This is a genomic window from Parapedobacter sp., assembly GCF_035556095.1.
GTDB lineage: Bacteria > Bacteroidota > Bacteroidia > Sphingobacteriales > Sphingobacteriaceae > Parapedobacter.
Genome location: NZ_DATMFT010000032.1, coordinates 240,380 through 259,566, shown reverse-complemented (window position 1 = coordinate 259,566; position 19,187 = coordinate 240,380). Strand labels below are relative to the sequence as shown.

Here is a 19,187-nt window from a genome sequence, read left to right as displayed (position 1 = left end):
CTATGCCGGAGAGTGTTCTTTATTTGCTGAAAGCCAATCTAGCCATCCTCCTGTTTTATGTCGGGTATCGGTTGTTGCTACGTAAGCTCACGTTTTACACACTCAACCGATTTTACCTGTTGTTTGCGTTGCTCTTTTCGTTCAGTTACCCCTTGGTTGATCTTGCGGGGCTGTTTGAAACACCGGTGCAGGAGCTACCGGGTGAAGTGGTGTACCTTATCCCCGACTGGGAGCAAGTACCTGCCGCCGCGTTCAACGGATGGCCTTTCATTATTGGCTTAATCGGCGTTGGGGCCGTGTGGTTCGCGGCCAAATTCGTCGTCCGCTTGTTCAGTTTACGGCGTCTCCACGGACAGTCGCAGCCGGCTACGTGGCAGTGGTTCCGCTACCGACAGGTATTTGCACCCATTCGGCCGTTTTCGTTTTGGCGCAACATCTATGTAAACGTACATAACCACGCTGACAGCGAACTGACGGAAATATTCAAGCACGAGCAGGTGCACGTGCGTGAGCTGCACACGGTGGATGTGCTGCTGGCCGAGGTGTTTTGTGTGCTGTGCTGGTTCAACCCGGGCATGTGGTTGCTTCGCCATGCCATCCGCGAAAACCTCGAGTTTATTACCGATCGGAGCGTGCTTCGGAGCGGGGTCGACAAGCAAGCCTACCAATACAGCCTATTGGGAGTCGGCCGGCAGTTGGAAGCCTACCCGGCTATAGTCCAGGGCTTCAATTTCAAAAACCTAAAAACACGTATTATGATGATGAATAAAAAACATTCTTCGCGGTTGCACTTGGGTAAGTACTTGGTTGCCGTGCCTGTTATCGCCGTTTCAGTATTGTTTTTCACGATGAGCCGCGCGGCTTACCAACCTACTATCGAGGCACCGCGGCACGGAGCACCGCAGCAAGATACTACAAAAACCAAGCGCGACAAGCCGATTGCCGAGATTGTCGGCACACTTCCGGATAGCGGGCGTGCCCCCTTAATAATTTTGGATGGTAAGGAGCAGAAAAACGGGTTTGATATCACCACGCTTGACGCCAGCACGATTGCCAGCGTCAGCGTGCTGAAGGACGCTAACGCCACGGCCATTTACGGCCACCGCGGTATCCATGGGGTCGTCCTTATCACCACCAAAGCGAAGGCAGAAAGAGATGCCGCTGGGCCCGATACCACCGAACTCCGTAAAATACGGATAATCGACGACGGCAAGTCGGACGCGTCCAAGAAGGAAGAACCATCAGCCGCCAACGATTTAAACGACGTACTTATTGTTGTCGATGGGGAGGAATCCTCTGTGGCGGCGGTCAGTAAACTGTCGCCCGACGATATCAAGGCCATGAATGTGCTTAAAGGAGCATCAGCGACGGATAAATATGGTGACAAAGGAAAGAAAGGAGTGATTGAGGTGACGACCAAAAAGGGGAAATAAACGTTTACCGATTCACATTCCTCACAATTGTTACAAACCCTTTGAACGTTTGCCAGTGCCCGCTGTGCAACCGCAACTCGAAGATGTAGTAGTACGTCCCTTCACTTAGGGATGCGCCATCCCAGTCGTTCTTATACGCGGTAATGTTATACACTTCGTTACCCCAGCGGTTGAAAATCAACAGCCGGTTCTCGGGGTAGAATTCCAAGCCACGGATTTCGAAGCGGTCGTTTAGCCCGTCGCCATTCGGTGTAAAGCCGTTCGGTATCTCCAGCGCTACGATTTCCACCGTTGCTTCCGCTTCGTTGTCGGCGGGGTTGCTATCCGGCTCGGCGCTTGTTACAACAGCTAGCTGGGGTGCCATGCCTTTCTCGTTGGCCCGTACACTGATGGTGAGTATTTCGGATTGCCCCGGAGTCATGTCGCCCGGGAGCCATGTAAGTTCCCGTGTGGCCATGTTGTAATTAACCTCGCCGGCGTAGGCGCCCAGTACTGTTTCATAGATTACATTTGCAGGCAGCTTCGCAGTTACCACCACCCCCGTTGCCGTATGGCTGCCATTATTCACCGCAAGGAGTTGATAGCTGAATAGCTCGTTGATCATGGCGAGGTGCCGGTCGGGCGTATTGTGTATCTGCATGTCTACAACTACTGGCTCTCCACCGGGGTCGACGATCACTTCCACGGGGTCGGAGAGGTCTGAGTTGCAGTCGGTGCCCAATGCCATTACGGTGTAGATGCCTGCTTCCGAAACGATAAGTCGTTGGTCGTGGAAGCCGTTTATCGGTTTGCCATTGTGGAACCATAGGTAGGAGAGGGCGTTGGCGGCATCTGCGCGTAAGGTCACGGAGCTACCCTGCACTAGGTGCACGGACTGCCCAGTCTGTGCCGAAACATAGCTTGCTATGCACAGCATCAGTACTACCCACGTATACCTCAACCACTGGACCATTGGTTTCCCGTTCTTAAGGAAAGTAATTAAAAGGGTGTCATTTCGGCGAAGCATAGGGAGGATCCCTTTGCCGCCGAAATGACGATGTAGTCCCTGTTGTATTTGCTTCCGCTTTTGTGTGCTATTAATCCGTTACCCCTTCGACGGTGATATGCGGCTTGCCTGGTTGTGGAGTTACGAAGACCACGCTCGCTAAGTCTTGATCCGCTCCCCCAAACCACTGGCGATAGATCGCGTGGACACGTTTACGTGCATTATCCGTTTCAGCCCCGTCATAGTCGCGAGTTTTGACTGTATATTCTACCTCAACAAAGAATTTATAAGAACCAATAGTAGCTATAGTCGGTGTGAACTCATTTGTATTTGATACGACGATTGCTTCAGGCTGCGCAACAGCAGCACCAATATCCACTTTGGTAGGGTCTATTGTGGGGAAGTCAGCTATATCATCAGCAAAAATATCAGTTGCATGTTCTGATTTAACCGCATACCAGGTGTATTTGAGCTCAAAACCGTTCGCGATGGCGGGATCACCAGTATAGCCGCCATCATAAGCAACGGTGGCAGTCATTTGTACGTTTTGCTGGGTTGCTGCATCAATTTCGCAGTACTGTAATAATAATCCATTCTCTCCTGTGTGTGTAGTGGTAACGGCAAGTGGTGGTAATACGTATACTACGAATGTTTCGTCTTCTACGGTACATAATTCTGAATCGTCTGCACCTTCAGGAATGATGTAGCCCTCTACTCGGAAGTAATGATAACCGGGAGCAAGATTCGTAACAGTGTGTTTGTTTGGGTCTGTGTCCAAGCCTACTGTTTTATCGGTGCCCCCAACTGCTAGACCATAGTCTGCCACGGCAGCGTTGTTATCTTGTCCCATATAGAACCATTTGTACATCGTAAATTCGAGCGCATCTCCACCAGTACGAGTGGCATGATCTTCCACTAAACTTGCAACTAGCGTTAACCCTGAACCTGGTGCGGTTGGATTGTAGAAAAGAACAGCATGAAGGGATTCGTAATCGCTATTGCCGCCTGTCAAGAGTGGTGTGATGGCCGTTACACGGCCCGCATCACTTATTGGAGTTTCTGGACCTACCAGAATTTGGGCCTGCGGGTCTTTGTCGATACTCTGAGCTTGTGCTAATGTGATGAATGTTGTTAAAAATAGACCCACCAGACCTAGTTTTAACATTGTTTTTGTCGTTTTCAAATCCATTTTACTTAGTTTTTATTTTGTTCATTTATATATTTCGGTGATCTTTAATTATGTATATCGGTGATGGTGAGGTGAGGCTTGCCGGGTTGGGGAAGTACGGTTACCTTGAACGGTACCCTTGCTGAAACATAGGTATCGCTATCTACAGCTTCCACCCAGTAGGTGAAAACCCCTTCCGTCGCAAACGTTGGTAGTGATATTTGTAGAGATGAAGTTGTCTCTGCTATGGGTGACCCACCGGTTTCGTTAGAGTATACTCTGTATTTATATCCAGGTTCGAAATGAGATAACTGAATGCTTGCCTGCTCTTTTTCGCAAATCTCCTTCGATGGTGACAGTAACAGTGGTTTGGAAATAAAAAATGCAAAATAGTAACGGCCTATAGATCCAGCACTCAAGACTCCACCTATCCAAAAACGAACACCATCGAACTCAACAAGATCTTGAGAATCTTCCGGAACAGGGATGGTAAACTCGACAGGTTGATTTTCTGACAATAGCCCTAGCAGGTCCAAAAGTTGGCCGTCAGAATAAGCCTCTCCAACCGTAGTTGCGTCGTCTCCAACCGTTCGTACAATCGAAATACCGCTTAGAAGCGACAAAACAGCGGGAGGTGGTGTCAACTTCACGTATATAGGGGAGTTGGGAGCAGGTAAATTACCGCTAGGGAATCTAATCGATTGCCACGCTTCCAAACCACCTAATGCTACAAGTCGAAGCTGAGAGGAGTTATCCAAATCACCATCTATCGCATTTGATCTGTTTTCAACGCCACTGACGCCTAACAAAATTCCTGCTATTCCCGGACTATATACAGAATTTATTAGGTCTCGGTTTCCATACACCCTTTGCCCATACCCTTCCTTCACCGCGCCGACTAGCAACGCAGCGCAGACCACCACTAAACGTAGGCGTGAAAAAGAGGTAGATGTAACGTGATAGTACATAATCAAATCATAGGCAAGGGGTATGAATCTGGCGTGTGATTGACGTGGTATGCGAAAAATCAGATTAAGCGTTGTTTATTCATGTGTGGCAAAATGTTATTGTCTGAACAAAGTTAGCAAGCACTTTAAGGGAAAGCTTTGTTCATCTTATTCATGTTCATTCCGTTCGTACGGAAATCCATAACGGTCTATTTTACGACGGCAATGAGTCTATACTACACGGGTGTACTTCAGGAGTTAACCGATCAGGGCGGGCTTCAACAGTAGACTATCTCGCTTTTTGGTGACAATCCGGGGGAATTGCAGATAATCCGATTCGTCACTACATTGTCTGTTTAACAAATTTTAACAGTTTGAGGGTTAAACCGGCATGTGTTTTGAGTATCCTTAATCATAAAATTGTCTTTTCATAATTTAGGTTTATAATTGGTTAGTTTGAAAGCCCCGATTCTCCCCGTTTCGGGGCTTTTGTTTGCGCTCATTTCAGTTTTTTCCAACAATTCCGTTTGTTGACTGTCATCCTGAATAAGACTAAAAGAATGAAACATGGAAGGACGATATCAGATTTCCGGTAAAGGGCATTATTCACGCAGACAGTTTGTAGGTGAGCTTTCGCTGATTAGTATGGGCGGGATGGCCTTTGCCAGCCTGCAAGGACTAAGTGGCTGTGCCTCCGGTAGCGGAGAGCAAACTGAGCGACAAGCCCGCGAGCAACCGGCCGACCACAAACTTGGAATTGCACTGGTTGGATTAGGCCAATATAGTGAAGGTCAATTGGCACCTGCTTTGGAAGAGACCGCGCATTGTTACCTGGCAGGCATCGTCACTGGCACGCCTGACAAAATCGGCAAATGGCGCCGCAAATATGACATCCCGGAGAACAACGTATATAATTACGAAAACTTCGATTCGATAACCTCAAATTCCGATATCGATATCGTGTATGTGGTATTGCCAAACGCGATGCACGCAGAATATACCATCCGCGCATTGGAAGCAGGAAAGCACGTTATCTGCGAAAAGCCCATGGCAGTTACCGTTGCCGATTGCGACCGAATGATTGCCGCAGCCGTAAAAGCGGGAAAAATGCTTTCCATTGGTTACAGGCTTCACTTTGAGCCACACAACATGGAAATGATGAAATTCGGACAGGAGAAAGAGATGGGTGAAATAAAACACATCATCGCCGAAAATGGCATGGAAAGCACCGAAGGCTGGAGGCTGGATAAATCGCTGGCCGGCGGCGGCCCACTAATGGACGTGGGCATCTACTGTGTGCAGGGCGCTCGGTATACCCTCGGCATGGAGCCCATTGCCGTTACCGCCCAGGAAGGCCCGAAGACCGACCCGGAAATGTTTAGTGAAGTAGAAGAATCCTTGACTTGGCAGATGGAATTTCCGGGCGGAATAACCGCGCTATGCAAGACGAGCTATTCCGAGAACATGGACGTCCTGCGGGCCGAAGCGGAACACGGTTGGGCCAAGCTCGAACCGGCTTATCCCTACGGCGGGATTAAAGGGGAAACTTCTGAAGGCGGAATGGATTGCGCGGAAGTAAACCAACAAGCCTATCAGATGGATGATTTTGCTAAGGCGATTAAAGAAAGCCGGCCTACGCCCGTGCCCGGCGAGATGGGTAGGCAGGACGTGAAGATTCTGCAAGCCATTTACCGGGCTATGGAAAGTGGCGATCGGGTGGAAATTTCATTTTAACATTTCTTAACATTTCCATTGTAACAAAACAGGGGCGATAGGCGTTATATAGTCAGTTAGTAAAATTTGTAAAATTGTCTTTTCATAATTTAGGTTTATAATTGGTTAGTTTGAAAGCCCCGATCCTCCCCGTTTCGGGGCTTTTTTACCACCATCCCGCTATGGAGAAAGATTTTACCGCTGTCTTTTCCACCCCCTTATTTTGTCTCCTTTTCCCAACTCCATTACCAAGTAGCAGTGGTATCTTTGTAATAAACGACGATTAAAATAACACAGTATGGGCAAAATAATTGCAGGAATCAATATGACGCTTGACGGGTTTTGCGATCATACGTACGGCATTGCAGACGATGAATTGCATCAGCATTACAGTGAGCTATTGGGTAATATCGGCACCATTCTATACGGAAGGATAACCTATCAACTGATGGAATATTGGCCCCCGGTCGTTAAAAATCCTACCGGCAACCATGCAATTGATGAATTCGCAGTAATCATGGACAGCGTTCCCAAGATTGTCTTTTCCCGGACGCTAAAAAAGGTGGGTTGGGAAAGTGCGCGGATTGCAACGCGAAGTTTCGAAGACGAAGTTTTGGCACTCAAGCAACAATCGGATAAAGACATTTTGATAGGTAGCCCGAGTTTGATTGTAGCCGCTAGAGAACTTAACTTAGTTGACCAATACCAACTCTGTGTACACCCCGTTATCGTAGGGAAAGGCTTACGGTTATTCAATAACATAGGCGATATGACGTTGCTAAAGCTCGTAAAGACTAAAATATTCGGTTCGGGTGCCATCGTGCTGTATTACGAGCCAGTAGAAAACACGGCCGGATCGGTGCAATAATCCCAGCGACGTAACTGTTTTGGGTAGACGGATAGGTATTTCGTAGTTTTGTGCCATTATGGTTAAGCAGTATCGTAAGTTGCTTATCGGATCGGTAGTTGTTGTCTTTGGCACATTACTGGTTCAGGATTTCCTGCAACGTCAGGGACCGGCAGATTTAAAAGGTGGGTTTGAGGAAATCGCATTTGCCCGGAACGAACAGAACAAGGGCGGTATTGTGCGAATATACGCGTTCAGCGTAGCCGACACCAATGACGCTGATTACCTGGCATGCGGGGAGCTGTTACCCCACAACGACTACGGCAGCGTAACGAAAGCCTACTTTTTCCGGGCTGACAAAGCTACTCCTAAATCCCTCCAGCTCGAACCGCCCCACTTTGATACCGTGCGCTTCCATCCTGTAGCCGTTTATCTCAAAAACAAGGATGGTGTAGGGAACGTAAGTACATTTGTTTCCAAGTAAACTATTATCGCGATTATTGCCGATACAACCCCGTTTCTGCCTATACCGGCTGTTCAGTCCCGAAACAGCTTTTCTTAACACGCGCCTAATTCAGTGTTAATAACCCGCATGTAATTTTGCCGGAAAATCAGTGTTTTCATCAAAATCAATGTGATTTTTTGTCATTATTACTCATCAACATGAAGAATTTTTTACAACGTAAGCAAAGACCATGGCAGGCACTCACAGCGGCTACAGCTCTTGCATTTAGCATGTTTTTACAACAACAGAATGTTTATGCCAGGAATGGCTTGGCCCAGCCGAAACATGAACGGCAGGCAGAAATCCATCTCTCTGGAAATGCCATTCAGCAAATCGTTTCAGGAAGGGTAGAGGGTGAACCCGGAGTTCCGCTATCGGGAGTTTCTGTCGTTAATCAAACAACCGGAGCTGCTACAGCTACAGACGACGCCGGACGCTTCACCTTGGCTGCAAGTGTGGGCGATGTGATCCAGTTTTCATTCATGGGCTACCAGACCCGAGAAATCCTGTTTGAAGGAAAAGCAATCGATGTAGTGATGGAGGCTGGAGTATCAGCAATGGATGAAGTGGTTGTTACCGCTATCGGCATTATGCAACAGAAGCGTAAGATAGGATATGCCACTCAGGAGGTAAAGCCGGAGGTACTTCAGCAATCAAAAACCATGAACGTAGGGTCGGCGCTTTCTGGGCAGGTAGCCGGTCTGATCGTCAATAATCCCACGGGCATTTTTCAGGCCCCAACGTTTAGCCTGAGGGGTAACACGCCGTTGATTGTGATAGACAATATCCCGGTGGAAACCGATTTTTATGACATTCCCAGTCAGAACATCGAAAGCATCAACGTGCTGAAAGGAACCGCAGCTTCAGCACTTTATGGATCGAGAGGAAAAAACGGTGCAATTATGATCACCACCAAACAGGCCAAAGGTGACCGGCTGGAAATCAGTGTGGGTACTACCAATATGTTTAGCGCTGGGTTTACCGTGTTTCCGGAGAGCCAAAGCGAGTTTGGAAGTGGTTCAAATGGAAAGTACGAGTTTTGGGACGGAGCCGATGGCGGCATCTCCGATGGGGACATGACTTGGGGCCCTAAACTGGACATCGGGTTGAAAATACCGCAATGGAACAGCCCGATACGCGATAAGGTAACCGGCGAGGAAATTCCGTGGTGGGGGGATGTAAGCGGAACCATTTACGAAGACAAATCGCGCTATGAGCGTGTGCCGATAGATTGGGTTAGCTACGATAATCTGGGTGATTTCCTCGGAACGGGAATCATTACCGAAAACAACATGACCGTATCGTACAAAACCGAAAAGGCCCGTATTTTTGTATCAGGAAAATATGCGTTCCAGCAAGGACAGGTGCCAAATTCGAAGTTGCATTCTGGTGGGGTGAACATGAATAGTTCCTACCATTTCAGCGATAACCTACAGTTGGATGTAAACTTGTCTTACAATAAAGTCAACTCACCCAACTACCCCCGCTATGGCTACGGCCCCCGAAACCATATGTACACCATTTTGCTTTGGATGGGTAACGACGTGAACGGACAGGATCTAAAAAAACACATGTATATACCAGGGCAGGAGGGTTACCGCCAAGCGAACTATAACTATGCATGGTACAACAACCCCTATTTTGCGAATACGGAGCTTACGCAACATCACGACCGGGATATTCTACATGGTCAAGGCAGCCTTACGTGGCGCATTACCCCAAAGCTGACGTTGAGCGGACGTGCAGCGGCCCGTCAACACATGGTGTTTGAAGATATGAAGAGCCCCAAATCGTATATGAATTATGGGGATTCAAGAAACGGAGATTATAAGATGTGGACCAACAACAGGCTCAACTTCGATGCGGACATACTGGCTTCATATAACGAGCAATTCTCGGATAATTTTGGGTTGACCATCAATGCCGGCTCAGCGACGTTTGCCCGTACGCTACGCACGGGCCATCAGTCTACCGACGGGTTGGTGGTGCCGTTTGTATATAGCCTCAATAACACCCAAGGGCCGGTCAGGGCAGAAAATCACCTGGAAGAAAAAGTAATCCGGAGTGCTTATGGGTCTGTCAGTTTCGATCTGTTCCGATCCACTTACTTGAACTTTTCGGGTAGGAACGACTGGTCATCTACCCTCGCAAAAGATAACTACTCCTACTTCTATCCGGCGGTGTCGTTGAGTACCATGGTTTCAGATTATTTCCGCCTGCCTGAGCAGATCGACTTCGTAAAACTGTATTCTTCATGGGCACAGGTATCCAATGACTTAGACCCTTACAGAACCAGCGCTACCTACGTGAAAGATGTTACTTACGGCTCCACACCCTCAGTTTCTTACCCCGAGGGTATCGTCAATCCAGACATACTTCCTGAAAAATCAACATCGCTAGAGCTGGGAGCAGCTTTTGCCTTGTTCAAAAACCGATTGTCCGTAGACTTCACGTACTATAATATAACAGATGAAAACCAGATTATAGACCTTAGCATTTCGGAAGCTTCCGCCTTCAAATCGAGAAAGGTAAACGGGAACAAATACCGCACGAACGGGTATGAGGTGATGCTATCTGCCACTCCGGTACAGCGCCAAGATTTTCAATGGAATTTCGGACTTAATTGGACGCATTCGGTAAAACGACTGACCGAAATATACGGGAGTCAGAGCAAATTCGGCAATCTACAGCTAAACGACCGCGCTGATGCCTACTACGATCAGGTATGGCAGAAGTCGGCCGACGGGCAGGTCATCCTCAACCCCAATACCGGTATGCCTATCCGTGATACCTATCCTACGATACTGGGTCATTTCCGGCCGGATTGGCAGTTTGGGTTCACCAATACATTCCGGATTAGCGATTTTATGGTTAACCTGGATATCGATGGCTCCATCGGTGGGGTGATGCGTTCGCAGACGATCGAGAAGATGTGGTGGGGAGGAAAGCACCCTTCATCTACCCTGTACAGACAAGCCGAATACGATGCAGGGCAAAATGTGTATAAGCCTGACGGTGTGGTGGTAACCGGTGGTGAGCTGGTGCGCGACGTCAATGGGAACGTGGTGTCTGATACACGTACCTACCAACCGTTTGCCGATGCGGTGAGCTGGCAGACTTGGAGTCAGATTTATCCCTACCAGGCCCGCGTTAGCGAAGATGAAAATGAATTCTTTGCGAATGTATACGACCGGTCGTTTGTAAAACTTAGGCGGCTATCCATCGGCTACGACCTGAATAAACTGATTAAGTCAACGCGCATGCGGTCCTTTGATGCCTCACTGTTCGGTTACAACCTGGCGATGTGGAAAAATATCCCGTATGTCGACCCAGATTTTGGCATTGGCAACGATGACAACCTGCAAGATCCTTCCACACGTTATATTGGCTTGTCACTAAACGTCAAATTTTAATCTTATCTCAACGATCATAAACAACAATAACATGAAAAGGATATCCTATCAATTGTTCATACTGCTTGCCGTGGGCACCATAATATCGGTGGTTTCGTGTAAGAAGTTGGGCGAAGTGAATGTCAATCCCAATCAGGCTGCTACTACGCACCCGCAAGCACAATTGACCAAAGTACAATGGGATGCGTTCAGAACCTGGCGAGGTACCGGGCCGCTCTATGTACTGAAAATGCTGGTACAGACGGATGGGGAAAACGCTAACCAGATATACAGCTGGCAACGAGGGAGTTTTGAACAGTACGATTTGCTGCGTAACGTAGTCAAAATGCAAGAAGAGGCCGAAAAAATCGATGCAAAAAGCTATGTCGCTTTGGCTAAGTTTTTCCGGGCATACTATTTCTACAACTTGACCTTGCACTTCGGAGATATCCCTTATTCGGAAGCACTGAAAGGCGAACGTGAAAGTATCTTTACGCCGAAATACGATACGCAGAAGGAGGTGTTCTTAGGCATATTGGCCGAGCTTAAAGAAGCTAACGACCTGCTGGCGGAGAATGCCGACATCATCACCGGTGATATTATATATCAGGGAGATGGCGCGCAGTGGCAGAAACTGGTCAATGCCTTCCGTCTGAAAGTATTGATGACCTTGTCTAGTAAAGAAAATGATCCAGACATCAATGTAAAGGCTGAGTTTGCATCAATCGTAAACAGCCAGCCGTTGTTTACTTCGATTTCCGGAGATGATGCACAATTAGTATTTTTGAATCAGGAAGGCAACCGCTATCCAGAGTTCAACTCCAGTGGTTACGGTTCCGGAATGTATGTGGACTCCACGTTTATCCGCCGGTTACAAGACCGTAGGGATCCGCGTCTTTTTGTGCTGTTCGGGCAGACACGCTTGGGTAAAGAGGCAGGGGCAGCGTTGGATGATTTTTCTTCGTATGAGGGCGGGGACCCGGCTGTTCCTTATGCCTTGGTGAACAATAAAGCAGTTGCAGGCCGTTTATCTAAGGTGTTGGAACGATACACGGAAGATCCTACCACCGAGCCCCTAGTATTGATGGGCTACGCCGAGCAGCAATTTATCTTGGCAGAAGCTATCGTGCGTGGATGGATCACCGGAGATGCCAGCGAAGCTTACGAACAAGGGATACGGTCCGCGTTTAAATTTTATGAGAACTACGCCAAAGGTATCGGCGGTTTTGTTTCTGAAGATAACGTGACTGCTTACCTGCAACAGCCGATTATTCGGTTGGACGCGGCGGCTAACGACGAAGAAAAAATAGCACGTATCATGATGCAGAAATATTTACGTTCGTTTCATCAGGGTGGGCTGTCTGCATATTTCGACCATTTGAGAACCGGATATCCGGAATTGCGCAAAGCTGCTGGGGTGAGGGTTGCCTATCGATGGATGTACCCCCAGTCAGAGTACAATAACAACGCCGATAGGGTTTCGGAAGCTATCAAAAGGCAATTCGATTCGGCAGGAGATAATATACATTCGAAAACGTGGTGGTTGCAATGATTTAAAGCTAAACTATTTTTCAATACTAGAGGTAGCTGCCTACGAATCGGCAGCTACCTTAATATATTTATAAACCATGGAAACAAGAAGAGCGTTTTTAAAGAAAGCGTCGTTGCTGGCAGGTGCCACGGCCATGATTAATCTTTTGCCGGAATCGATACAGCGTGCTTTAGCCATTGATGCACCCGCCGGAAGCACATACCTCGACGCAGAACACATCGTTTTTTTGATGCAGGAAAACCGATCGTTTGACCACTGCTACGGTACCATGCGTGGCGTAAGGGGTTTCAATGATCCCCGTGCCATGAAATTGCCCGATGGAATCCCTGTATGGTTCCAAACAGACAAGGACAACAAAAGCTACGGCCCTTTCCGCCTGGATATTGAAAACAGCAAGACAACCTGGATGGGGTCACTACCACATGGCTGGCGGGATATGGTCCAAGCGAGGAATGACGGTAAAATGGATCAATGGCTGGATGCGAAAAGACCTGGAAATCCAGAATATAAGCACTTGCCCCTCACCATGGGTTATCATAATAGGCAAGATATCCCTTTCTACTACGCATTTGGGGATGCCTTTACCGTTTGCGACCAACATTTTTGTTCTTCTCTCACCGGTACCAGTGCCAACCGCTCGTATTTCTGGGCAGGCACCATTCGCGAAGAACCCCGTAATGGCGATTCGGTGGCCCATGTGGAGAATGGGCAGATCAACTACCGCGATGTGAGCTGGAAGACATACCCCGAACGCTTGCAGGCTGCGGGGATAGACTGGAAGGTGTACCAGAATGAATTGAGTATTTCCATCGGGCTGAGTAGGGAACAGGATGCTTGGCTGGCCAATTTCACAAACAATAACTTGGAGTTCCATAAGCAATACGGCGTACGGTTTCACCCGGCCAGAAGGCAGTACAGGGCGGTGCGCATTCCGGAAATCGAAAAACTACTGAATGATAAGGAGCTCGATGAGGAAACGCGTAAAAAGCTGTCCAATGAACTATCAGGGCTAGTTGAGGAGCACCGGGTATTCAGCCAGGAGAACTACGAAAAACTTTCCGACTTCGAAAAGCAAATCCATAAACGAGCATTGTTAACCAATACCGGCGACCCCGATTACCATACCCTCGAAACGATTACCTATCAAGACGATGAAGGCAACAAAACGGTTGAGGTGCCCAAAGGGGACATTTTCTATCAATTCAGGAAAGATGTAAACGAAGGGAAATTACCGACAGTATCCTGGTTGGTAGCTCCCGGTATATTTTCTGACCATCCGGGCTACCCTTGGTATGGTGCATGGTATGTGTCGGAAGCCTTGGACATACTGACCAAAAACCCGGAAGTATGGAGAAAAACCATTTTTATCCTAAACTACGATGAGAACGATGGCTATTTCGATCACATAGCTCCCTTTGTACCGCCGCTGAGCAGCAGGCCAGAAAGCGGAGCGGTGCCAATAGGATTAGATACCCGAGACGAGTACGTGACCGCAGACCAAGAAAAGCTGCGGACGAAAAATACAGATGCCACCCTCGACAGCCCCGTCGGGTTGGGTTTCCGCGTACCATTGGTTGTGGCATCTCCATGGTCAAAAGGGGGGTGGGTCAATTCAGAGGTGTGTGATCTAACCTCCACACTGATGTTTCTGGAGCATTTTCTGGAACATAAAACAGGGAAGAAAATAGAAGAGTCAAACCTGAGTGAGTGGCGTCGATTAGTCTGTGGAAACCTAACCTCGGTATTCCGCCCGGTTGAAGAAACAACCGCGCCTACCATACAATCGGTCGATCGGAACCGTTATGTGGAACGTATCCATGCTGCCCGTAACAAGGATTTGCCGGGAAATTTCGAATTGTTGGATGCGGAACAATTGGAAGGCATCAAAAATGGGTCGTTGGATCCGAAAGACCTTTTGCCTCGCCAGGAAAAGGGAATCAAGCCGGCCTGCGCTATACCTTATGATTTGCAGGTAAATGCGCACACGAGTGGTGGTGGCAATACGGCGACTGAACTGATCGTGCGGTTTGAATTGGAAGGGAAGTTGCCCAAAACGAAAGTCGTTGGTGTCCCGTTCATAGCAATCAGCCGTGAACCCTATGGTACAAACCGTGAAATGGGAAGAACGTGGAACTTTGCCGTAAAGGAAGGCGAACCGTTGGAGTACCGTTGGCCATTGGATCAATTTGCATCGGACACCTATCACCTGGAAATCTATGGTCCAAATGGCTTTTTTAGGGAGTTCGGCGGTGCCGGTCACGGCGCAAAAGCTACGAGTCCAAGCGTACGGCTGGAGCACGGGGTGGTAAACAATAGGGAAGTCGTGCTGTTGAAGGCTGTCTCTAGTGAAGGCATGAAGCATCACGAGTTAAACGTTAGCATGATAGCATATAAGAAAGATAAGCCGCTTTATAAGCTGCGTTCGGGCAGGGATGTTGTCATTAATTTGGAAGATTCTTACGGCTGGTATGATCTCGAGGTCACCAGTGATCATGATCCGTCTTTTTATCAGCGATTTGCCGGACATGTCGAAACCGGGAACGCCAGCCATACCGATCCACTTATGGGTGGCATGGTGTAGTGGAGACGATATCGTCGCTTATTCCTGTATTAACAGACCGTTAACGCGATCTTATTATCTTTGCGGTATGAACGATTAAAAGGAAAGCTTTTTTTCGTAAAAATGCCCCCGCAGAAATCTTCAATGGTTTGATGTGGATTTTTTCTTTAACACTGGGTGCCGACGTTGCTTTGCAACTTATTGAGCTCTTTTTAAATGGAGGTCGCATCCCGAATAAAGGCGTTATCGGCTTCATTCTCGCGGTGGTATATGTCGTGATTGTGAAGGTGCTAATTAAACCGGGTTCCATACGCAAATAATATGACTGATGATTTTAATTAAAGCATATGGAAAAGGTACTTATTGCGGGAGGAACAGGCTTTGTAGGAGAATTCTTGATAAAACATCTCTTAATTTGTGGATACACCATCCATGTATTGATGCGAAGAAGTGCCATTATCCAGGCTAAAAACGTGCGATATTTTCGTTGGGATATTGAAAAAGGTTATATCGAGAAGGATGCATTTGATGGCGTTACGAAAATAATCAATCTGACAGGTGTTAACATCACGGAAAAGCGCTGGACGGAAAAGAGAAAAGTTGAGATCCTTGAAAGTCGCACAAAAGCCATCGATGTACTTTATAAATATGTAGCTACACTAGCTATTCGTATAGATACCTTCATTTCCTCATCTGCTACGGGTTATTACGGAGCGGTTACCACCAATGAAATATTCACAGAAACATCCGTTAATGGAAACGACTTTCTGGCCTTTGTTTGTGATCAGTGGGAGAAAGCGGCACGTCAATTTGAGAGTCTGGGCGTTACCACTGTCATCTTAAGAAAAGGTGTTGTGATTGGGAAAGGGGGTGGGATGTATCAAAAATTAGCGCCATTGGCTAAATTAGGTGTCAATGTTTCCTTAGGCGACGGTAAGCAATATTTACCTTGGATTGATATTCGGGATCTGGTCAGTTTGTATGAGTTTATCTTACAAAATGATAAAATAGCAGGGGTTTTCAATGTGGTTTCGTCCCAGCATATTACGATGAATGTTTTTTCAAAAGCATTGCTAAGGTCTTTCGGAAAGGGCAGTTTTCTACCCAATGCACCGGCATTTCTCATAAAGCTACTGCTTGGAGAGATGGGTATAATATTGTTGACCGGTTCGAGAGTGGATAATGAAAAGTTGAAAAAAACGGGATTTCGCTTAGCATATGATGCCATTGAAAACGCTCTCCAGCCATAATACGGCTCACACATTAGGAGACCTGTTTACATTACATTTACCTTTTCTTGCAAGTGGCTTTCGGGAGGGTACATCTGGAATAACCCTATTTAAGGCACATAATGTGCACCGATTACATTCACTATTTGCCTGAGCATTTCCTCTTCTTCCACTACCCCGTGATTCCGCCAGACCACTTCACCCTGTGGATTCACCAAGACCGTGTAGGGAACGCCTCCTTGCCATTGGTCATCCAACGTCTTCATCAACTCATCCGCATTGCCCCCAGTAAACAAGTAGCTATTGGTTGTCCTGCCATCTTCAAGCACTCGCCCACGGCCTGGGTCTGATAAGCCTGCGCCTTGGCCCTCCAAAAACGCTTTGACCGCATCTTTTTGGTCTTTATGATCCACACTAATGGTGATAAAATCAAAATTTCGCCAATCGAATCGTCTTGCAGCGGAAACCAATATCGGGAATTCCTCCACGCAAGGGACACACCAGGTAGCCCAGACATTGATCAAACGGAAATTATTGCTGCCATTTGCGCGCACCGCGGCAACTTGATCGGTATCGATTGGCGCTACATCAACGGGAGTTTTATCCCATTGCGCCATCCGCTCGAGGATGCCGGCTTTTTTACTGCGCCATTTCGTGGAGCAGCCCATGGGTTGCGTCACCGCGACAGGTACCTCTTCTCCGGTCAACAATGCCTGAACCGCATTTCGGGCATCTGGCGACTTTACCGTCGAGACATCGGCATACATCGAATCATCAAAACGACCTTTGTAACGCAATTTGCGCTGCTCATCGAATATAAATACATGCGGTGTGGCCAAGCAGCCGTAAGCCCTGGCAACATCTTGCGTTTCGCCGTCATATAGGTACGGGAAGGTGAATCCGCGATCTGCCGCATAACGGATCATATCTTCGTACCCATCGTTATAAATGCCAAAGCTAAGTTCGTCAATACTTAATCCATCCGGATGATTGGGATTGATGGCCACGAAAGAAAGATCCTTTTTATCCGTCTCATCCAAAAAAGCCAATAAGCGTTCTTCCACCCCATGCGATGTCGGGCAATGATTTGAGGTAAAGAAAACCATCAGCAACTTCCCATCCGCGAAATCTGCCAAGGAATAGGTCTTGCCGTCAATACCGAGCAGTTCAAAATCTGGTGCAGCATCACCGATTTGTAAATCCGTGATTTTTTCCTGAGCGCGTACTGCTAGCAAGCCAACCACCGTCAGTAGCGCCACAGTAAACAAGACCTTCCCCGTAAGATTTCGTAAGGTTTTCATAGCAAACAAATTTAAATTTGTCATCGATCAATAATTCAAGTAAATAGGATAGCCTCAACCCTTGGTGTGCCTAATGACGCACACAAATCATACCAAAAGCGGGAATCAATACCTGTAGACAACGGCGTTGAATCGGACAGCTGATCATTTCCCCATATTGTGGCTTTTGCCAATAACGCGGGGGGAGTTGATTATAGGTGTACAAGATAGCCCGAGGGAGCATAAAGTCGAGAGCATTCTTGCTAATTTCCATCCCTGCCGAATGATAGTCTTTATATAATCCTTTCGCATTTCGACGTAACGCCACATTTCTACGCCGTCGTCCATCAGTTCGTTGATGTCGAGCAGGGTTTCCTCGCGTTCGTCGGGTTCATCATTATACCGATCTTCCTCGTCTTCATGCCGGCCGGAAAGCGATTGGAGCGCTTGTATCTGCGGATTATAACTACTGTGATCTTCCGGCCGGTCAATATAGGTGCCCCAATCGCTTTCGCGGCCACATGCCTTGAAAAATATCTTATCGTTCAGCCAACAGGTGTCCGATCCGAAATCCCAGGCAGGTGGCGATGCCCACAAGCTGGTGAGCTCGGGCTTCAAACTGGTGCCGCCACCCGAGAGCCATACGGTAACGAAGGTGCTACTGTGGGTACGCGTACGGCGTGGGCCGCAGCGGGGGCAACTGCTGATGGACATCGCCAAGCTGAAGCATGCCTGGCAGTATGAATACCGGATCGGCACATTGCTAAGCATCGTTGGCCAATTGGGTGTACACGATATGCTGCGTACAACGCTGCTTGCCGCCATCGGTGCGGTGATGAGCTTTGGAGTGACTTGGTTGCTGCACCGTTTGCGACGGCGGGGGCGCTAACGTCGGTCAAGCCTGAGGAGATCGTCTTGCAGCGGTATCCTCAGGCTTTCTTATACATTTTTTTCTTATGGCTCGTTCCCGCGTGAGCGGGGCCCGGTTGGTCTAAAACCGGTAGCCAAGATTGATGCCCACCCTGGGGACGAACTCGGTGCCAACGTCGGTGTCCGACTGTATCAGGTTGCGGCCTACACCCCCGAAAAATTCAAACAGGAAATTTTTGCGGCTCACAACCTTGCCGCCGATGGCGATGCCGACGGCGAAATTAGTGGACCGGCCTAGATAGTTGTAATGTGATTCGTAAGTTTCCGAGTCATACACTTCGTCGTACCGCTTTTGGCTGTTGAACATGCCGAACGCTTCCAAAAAGAAGCCTTTGGCATAGCGGTTCATAAAGAAATGCCGGTAGTAGGGCGTGATGGCGAATTTTTCGTTATAATAAGGCATTTCGCCAATGTCTGATAGCCAACTGGGCTCATCCTGTAGGTTGGCCAACAACGAAACCCCAAACGTGGAGTTGGGGCTGGCGATATGTTCATAAGACAAGTCCAGTGTCTTAAACACGATGAGATTGAGCGCGTTGAGTTTTACGTCGTGTTTCTCGTTTCCGGTGTTGCGCTGGGCAAACGCCCCGTTGTAAACCACTAGAAGAGTCACTATCGTCGCGAGAAAAGATAATTTTGCTTTCAT

At 47.9% G+C, this 19,187-nt stretch carries 15 protein-coding genes; 9 read left to right on the top strand and 6 right to left on the bottom strand.

The features are described from left to right. Window positions 1-2 precede the first annotated feature (2 nt). Window positions 3-1,433 (top strand): M56 family metallopeptidase, encoded by a 1,431-nt coding sequence (locus VNQ80_RS20540; protein WP_325642261.1) that lies wholly within the window; start codon window positions 3-5, stop codon window positions 1,431-1,433. 4 nt (window positions 1,434-1,437) lie between these two features. Here VNQ80_RS20540 and VNQ80_RS20535 read toward each other — a convergent pair whose 3' ends face one another. The 3 genes from VNQ80_RS20535 to VNQ80_RS20525 form a co-directional block, all read right to left on the bottom strand. Further along, entirely contained in the window at window positions 1,438-2,385 is a 948-nt protein-coding gene (locus VNQ80_RS20535) for a gliding motility-associated C-terminal domain-containing protein (protein ID WP_325642258.1), read from the bottom strand. Between the two features lie 124 nt (window positions 2,386-2,509). Then, window positions 2,510-3,607, bottom strand: coding sequence for a hypothetical protein (locus tag VNQ80_RS20530; RefSeq protein WP_325642256.1), 1,098 nt, complete (start codon window positions 3,605-3,607; stop codon window positions 2,510-2,512). Window positions 3,608-3,651: 44 nt separating this feature from the next. Beyond that, window positions 3,652-4,554, bottom strand: coding sequence for a hypothetical protein (locus VNQ80_RS20525; RefSeq protein ID WP_325642254.1), 903 nt, complete (start codon window positions 4,552-4,554; stop codon window positions 3,652-3,654). 546 nt (window positions 4,555-5,100) lie between these two features. On the opposite strand from VNQ80_RS20525, the gene VNQ80_RS20520 reads away from it, so the two are divergent. The 7 genes from VNQ80_RS20520 to VNQ80_RS20490 all read left to right on the top strand — a co-directional run bounded on the left by VNQ80_RS20520 (window position 5,101) and on the right by VNQ80_RS20490 (window position 16,352). Continuing rightward, window positions 5,101-6,267, top strand: coding sequence for a Gfo/Idh/MocA family oxidoreductase (locus VNQ80_RS20520; protein ID WP_325642252.1), 1,167 nt, complete (start codon window positions 5,101-5,103; stop codon window positions 6,265-6,267). A gap of 277 nt (window positions 6,268-6,544) precedes the next feature. Continuing rightward, the gene (locus VNQ80_RS20515) at window positions 6,545-7,114 is read left to right on the top strand and encodes a dihydrofolate reductase family protein (RefSeq protein WP_325642250.1); all 570 of its coding nucleotides are present in this window, start codon (window positions 6,545-6,547) and stop codon (window positions 7,112-7,114) included. A 58-nt stretch (window positions 7,115-7,172) separates the two neighbouring features. Next, window positions 7,173-7,577 carry a hypothetical protein gene (locus VNQ80_RS20510; protein ID WP_325642248.1) on the top strand — a complete coding sequence of 135 codons (405 nt, stop codon included), beginning with the start codon at window positions 7,173-7,175 and terminating at the stop codon, window positions 7,575-7,577. A gap of 179 nt (window positions 7,578-7,756) precedes the next feature. Next, window positions 7,757-11,011, top strand: a complete 3,255-nt coding sequence (locus tag VNQ80_RS20505) for a SusC/RagA family TonB-linked outer membrane protein (RefSeq protein ID WP_325642246.1) — start codon at window positions 7,757-7,759, stop codon at window positions 11,009-11,011. A gap of 31 nt (window positions 11,012-11,042) precedes the next feature. Next, complete coding sequence (locus VNQ80_RS20500) at window positions 11,043-12,542, top strand: SusD/RagB family nutrient-binding outer membrane lipoprotein (RefSeq protein WP_325642244.1); 1,500 nt, start codon at window positions 11,043-11,045, stop codon at window positions 12,540-12,542. A gap of 76 nt (window positions 12,543-12,618) precedes the next feature. Beyond that, window positions 12,619-15,123, top strand: coding sequence for a phosphocholine-specific phospholipase C (locus VNQ80_RS20495; RefSeq protein WP_325642242.1), 2,505 nt, complete (start codon window positions 12,619-12,621; stop codon window positions 15,121-15,123). A 326-nt stretch (window positions 15,124-15,449) separates the two neighbouring features. Next, window positions 15,450-16,352: a TIGR01777 family oxidoreductase gene (locus VNQ80_RS20490; protein WP_325642240.1), complete on the top strand. Its 903-nt coding sequence runs from the start codon at window positions 15,450-15,452 to the stop codon at window positions 16,350-16,352. Window positions 16,353-16,441: 89 nt separating this feature from the next. Here VNQ80_RS20490 and VNQ80_RS20485 read toward each other — a convergent pair whose 3' ends face one another. Together VNQ80_RS20485 and VNQ80_RS20480 are read right to left on the bottom strand one after the other, a co-directional pair. Further along, window positions 16,442-17,632 (bottom strand): redoxin family protein, encoded by a 1,191-nt coding sequence (locus tag VNQ80_RS20485; protein ID WP_325642238.1) that lies wholly within the window; start codon window positions 17,630-17,632, stop codon window positions 16,442-16,444. Window positions 17,633-17,776: 144 nt separating this feature from the next. Beyond that, a complete protein-coding gene (locus VNQ80_RS20480; RefSeq protein ID WP_325642236.1) occupies window positions 17,777-18,208 on the bottom strand; it encodes a hypothetical protein in 432 nt (143 codons plus the stop codon). On the opposite strand from VNQ80_RS20480, the gene VNQ80_RS20475 reads away from it, so the two are divergent. Then, complete coding sequence (locus VNQ80_RS20475; protein WP_325642234.1) at window positions 18,168-18,500, top strand: hypothetical protein; 333 nt, start codon at window positions 18,168-18,170, stop codon at window positions 18,498-18,500. The two genes, VNQ80_RS20480 and VNQ80_RS20475, sit on opposite strands and share 41 nt — an antisense overlap. Window positions 18,501-18,602: 102 nt before the next feature. Here VNQ80_RS20475 and VNQ80_RS20470 read toward each other — a convergent pair whose 3' ends face one another. Then, window positions 18,603-19,187: a DUF3575 domain-containing protein gene (locus tag VNQ80_RS20470; RefSeq protein WP_325642232.1), complete on the bottom strand. Its 585-nt coding sequence runs from the start codon at window positions 19,185-19,187 to the stop codon at window positions 18,603-18,605.

Coding starts and splice junctions, on each gene's coding strand:
- VNQ80_RS20540 (WP_325642261.1), top strand. CDS start 3: ATGCCGGAGAGTGTTCTTTATTTGCTGAAAGCCAATCTAGCCATCCTC.
- VNQ80_RS20535 (WP_325642258.1), bottom strand. CDS start 2,385: ATGGTCCAGTGGTTGAGGTATACGTGGGTAGTACTGATGCTGTGCATA.
- VNQ80_RS20530 (WP_325642256.1), bottom strand. CDS start 3,607: ATGGATTTGAAAACGACAAAAACAATGTTAAAACTAGGTCTGGTGGGT.
- VNQ80_RS20525 (WP_325642254.1), bottom strand. CDS start 4,554: ATGTACTATCACGTTACATCTACCTCTTTTTCACGCCTACGTTTAGTG.
- VNQ80_RS20520 (WP_325642252.1), top strand. CDS start 5,101: ATGGAAGGACGATATCAGATTTCCGGTAAAGGGCATTATTCACGCAGA.
- VNQ80_RS20515 (WP_325642250.1), top strand. CDS start 6,545: ATGGGCAAAATAATTGCAGGAATCAATATGACGCTTGACGGGTTTTGC.
- VNQ80_RS20510 (WP_325642248.1), top strand. CDS start 7,173: ATGGTTAAGCAGTATCGTAAGTTGCTTATCGGATCGGTAGTTGTTGTC.
- VNQ80_RS20505 (WP_325642246.1), top strand. CDS start 7,757: ATGAAGAATTTTTTACAACGTAAGCAAAGACCATGGCAGGCACTCACA.
- VNQ80_RS20500 (WP_325642244.1), top strand. CDS start 11,043: ATGAAAAGGATATCCTATCAATTGTTCATACTGCTTGCCGTGGGCACC.
- VNQ80_RS20495 (WP_325642242.1), top strand. CDS start 12,619: ATGGAAACAAGAAGAGCGTTTTTAAAGAAAGCGTCGTTGCTGGCAGGT.
- VNQ80_RS20490 (WP_325642240.1), top strand. CDS start 15,450: ATGGAAAAGGTACTTATTGCGGGAGGAACAGGCTTTGTAGGAGAATTC.
- VNQ80_RS20485 (WP_325642238.1), bottom strand. CDS start 17,632: ATGAAAACCTTACGAAATCTTACGGGGAAGGTCTTGTTTACTGTGGCG.
- VNQ80_RS20470 (WP_325642232.1), bottom strand. CDS start 19,187: ATGAAAGCAAAATTATCTTTTCTCGCGACGATAGTGACTCTTCTAGTG.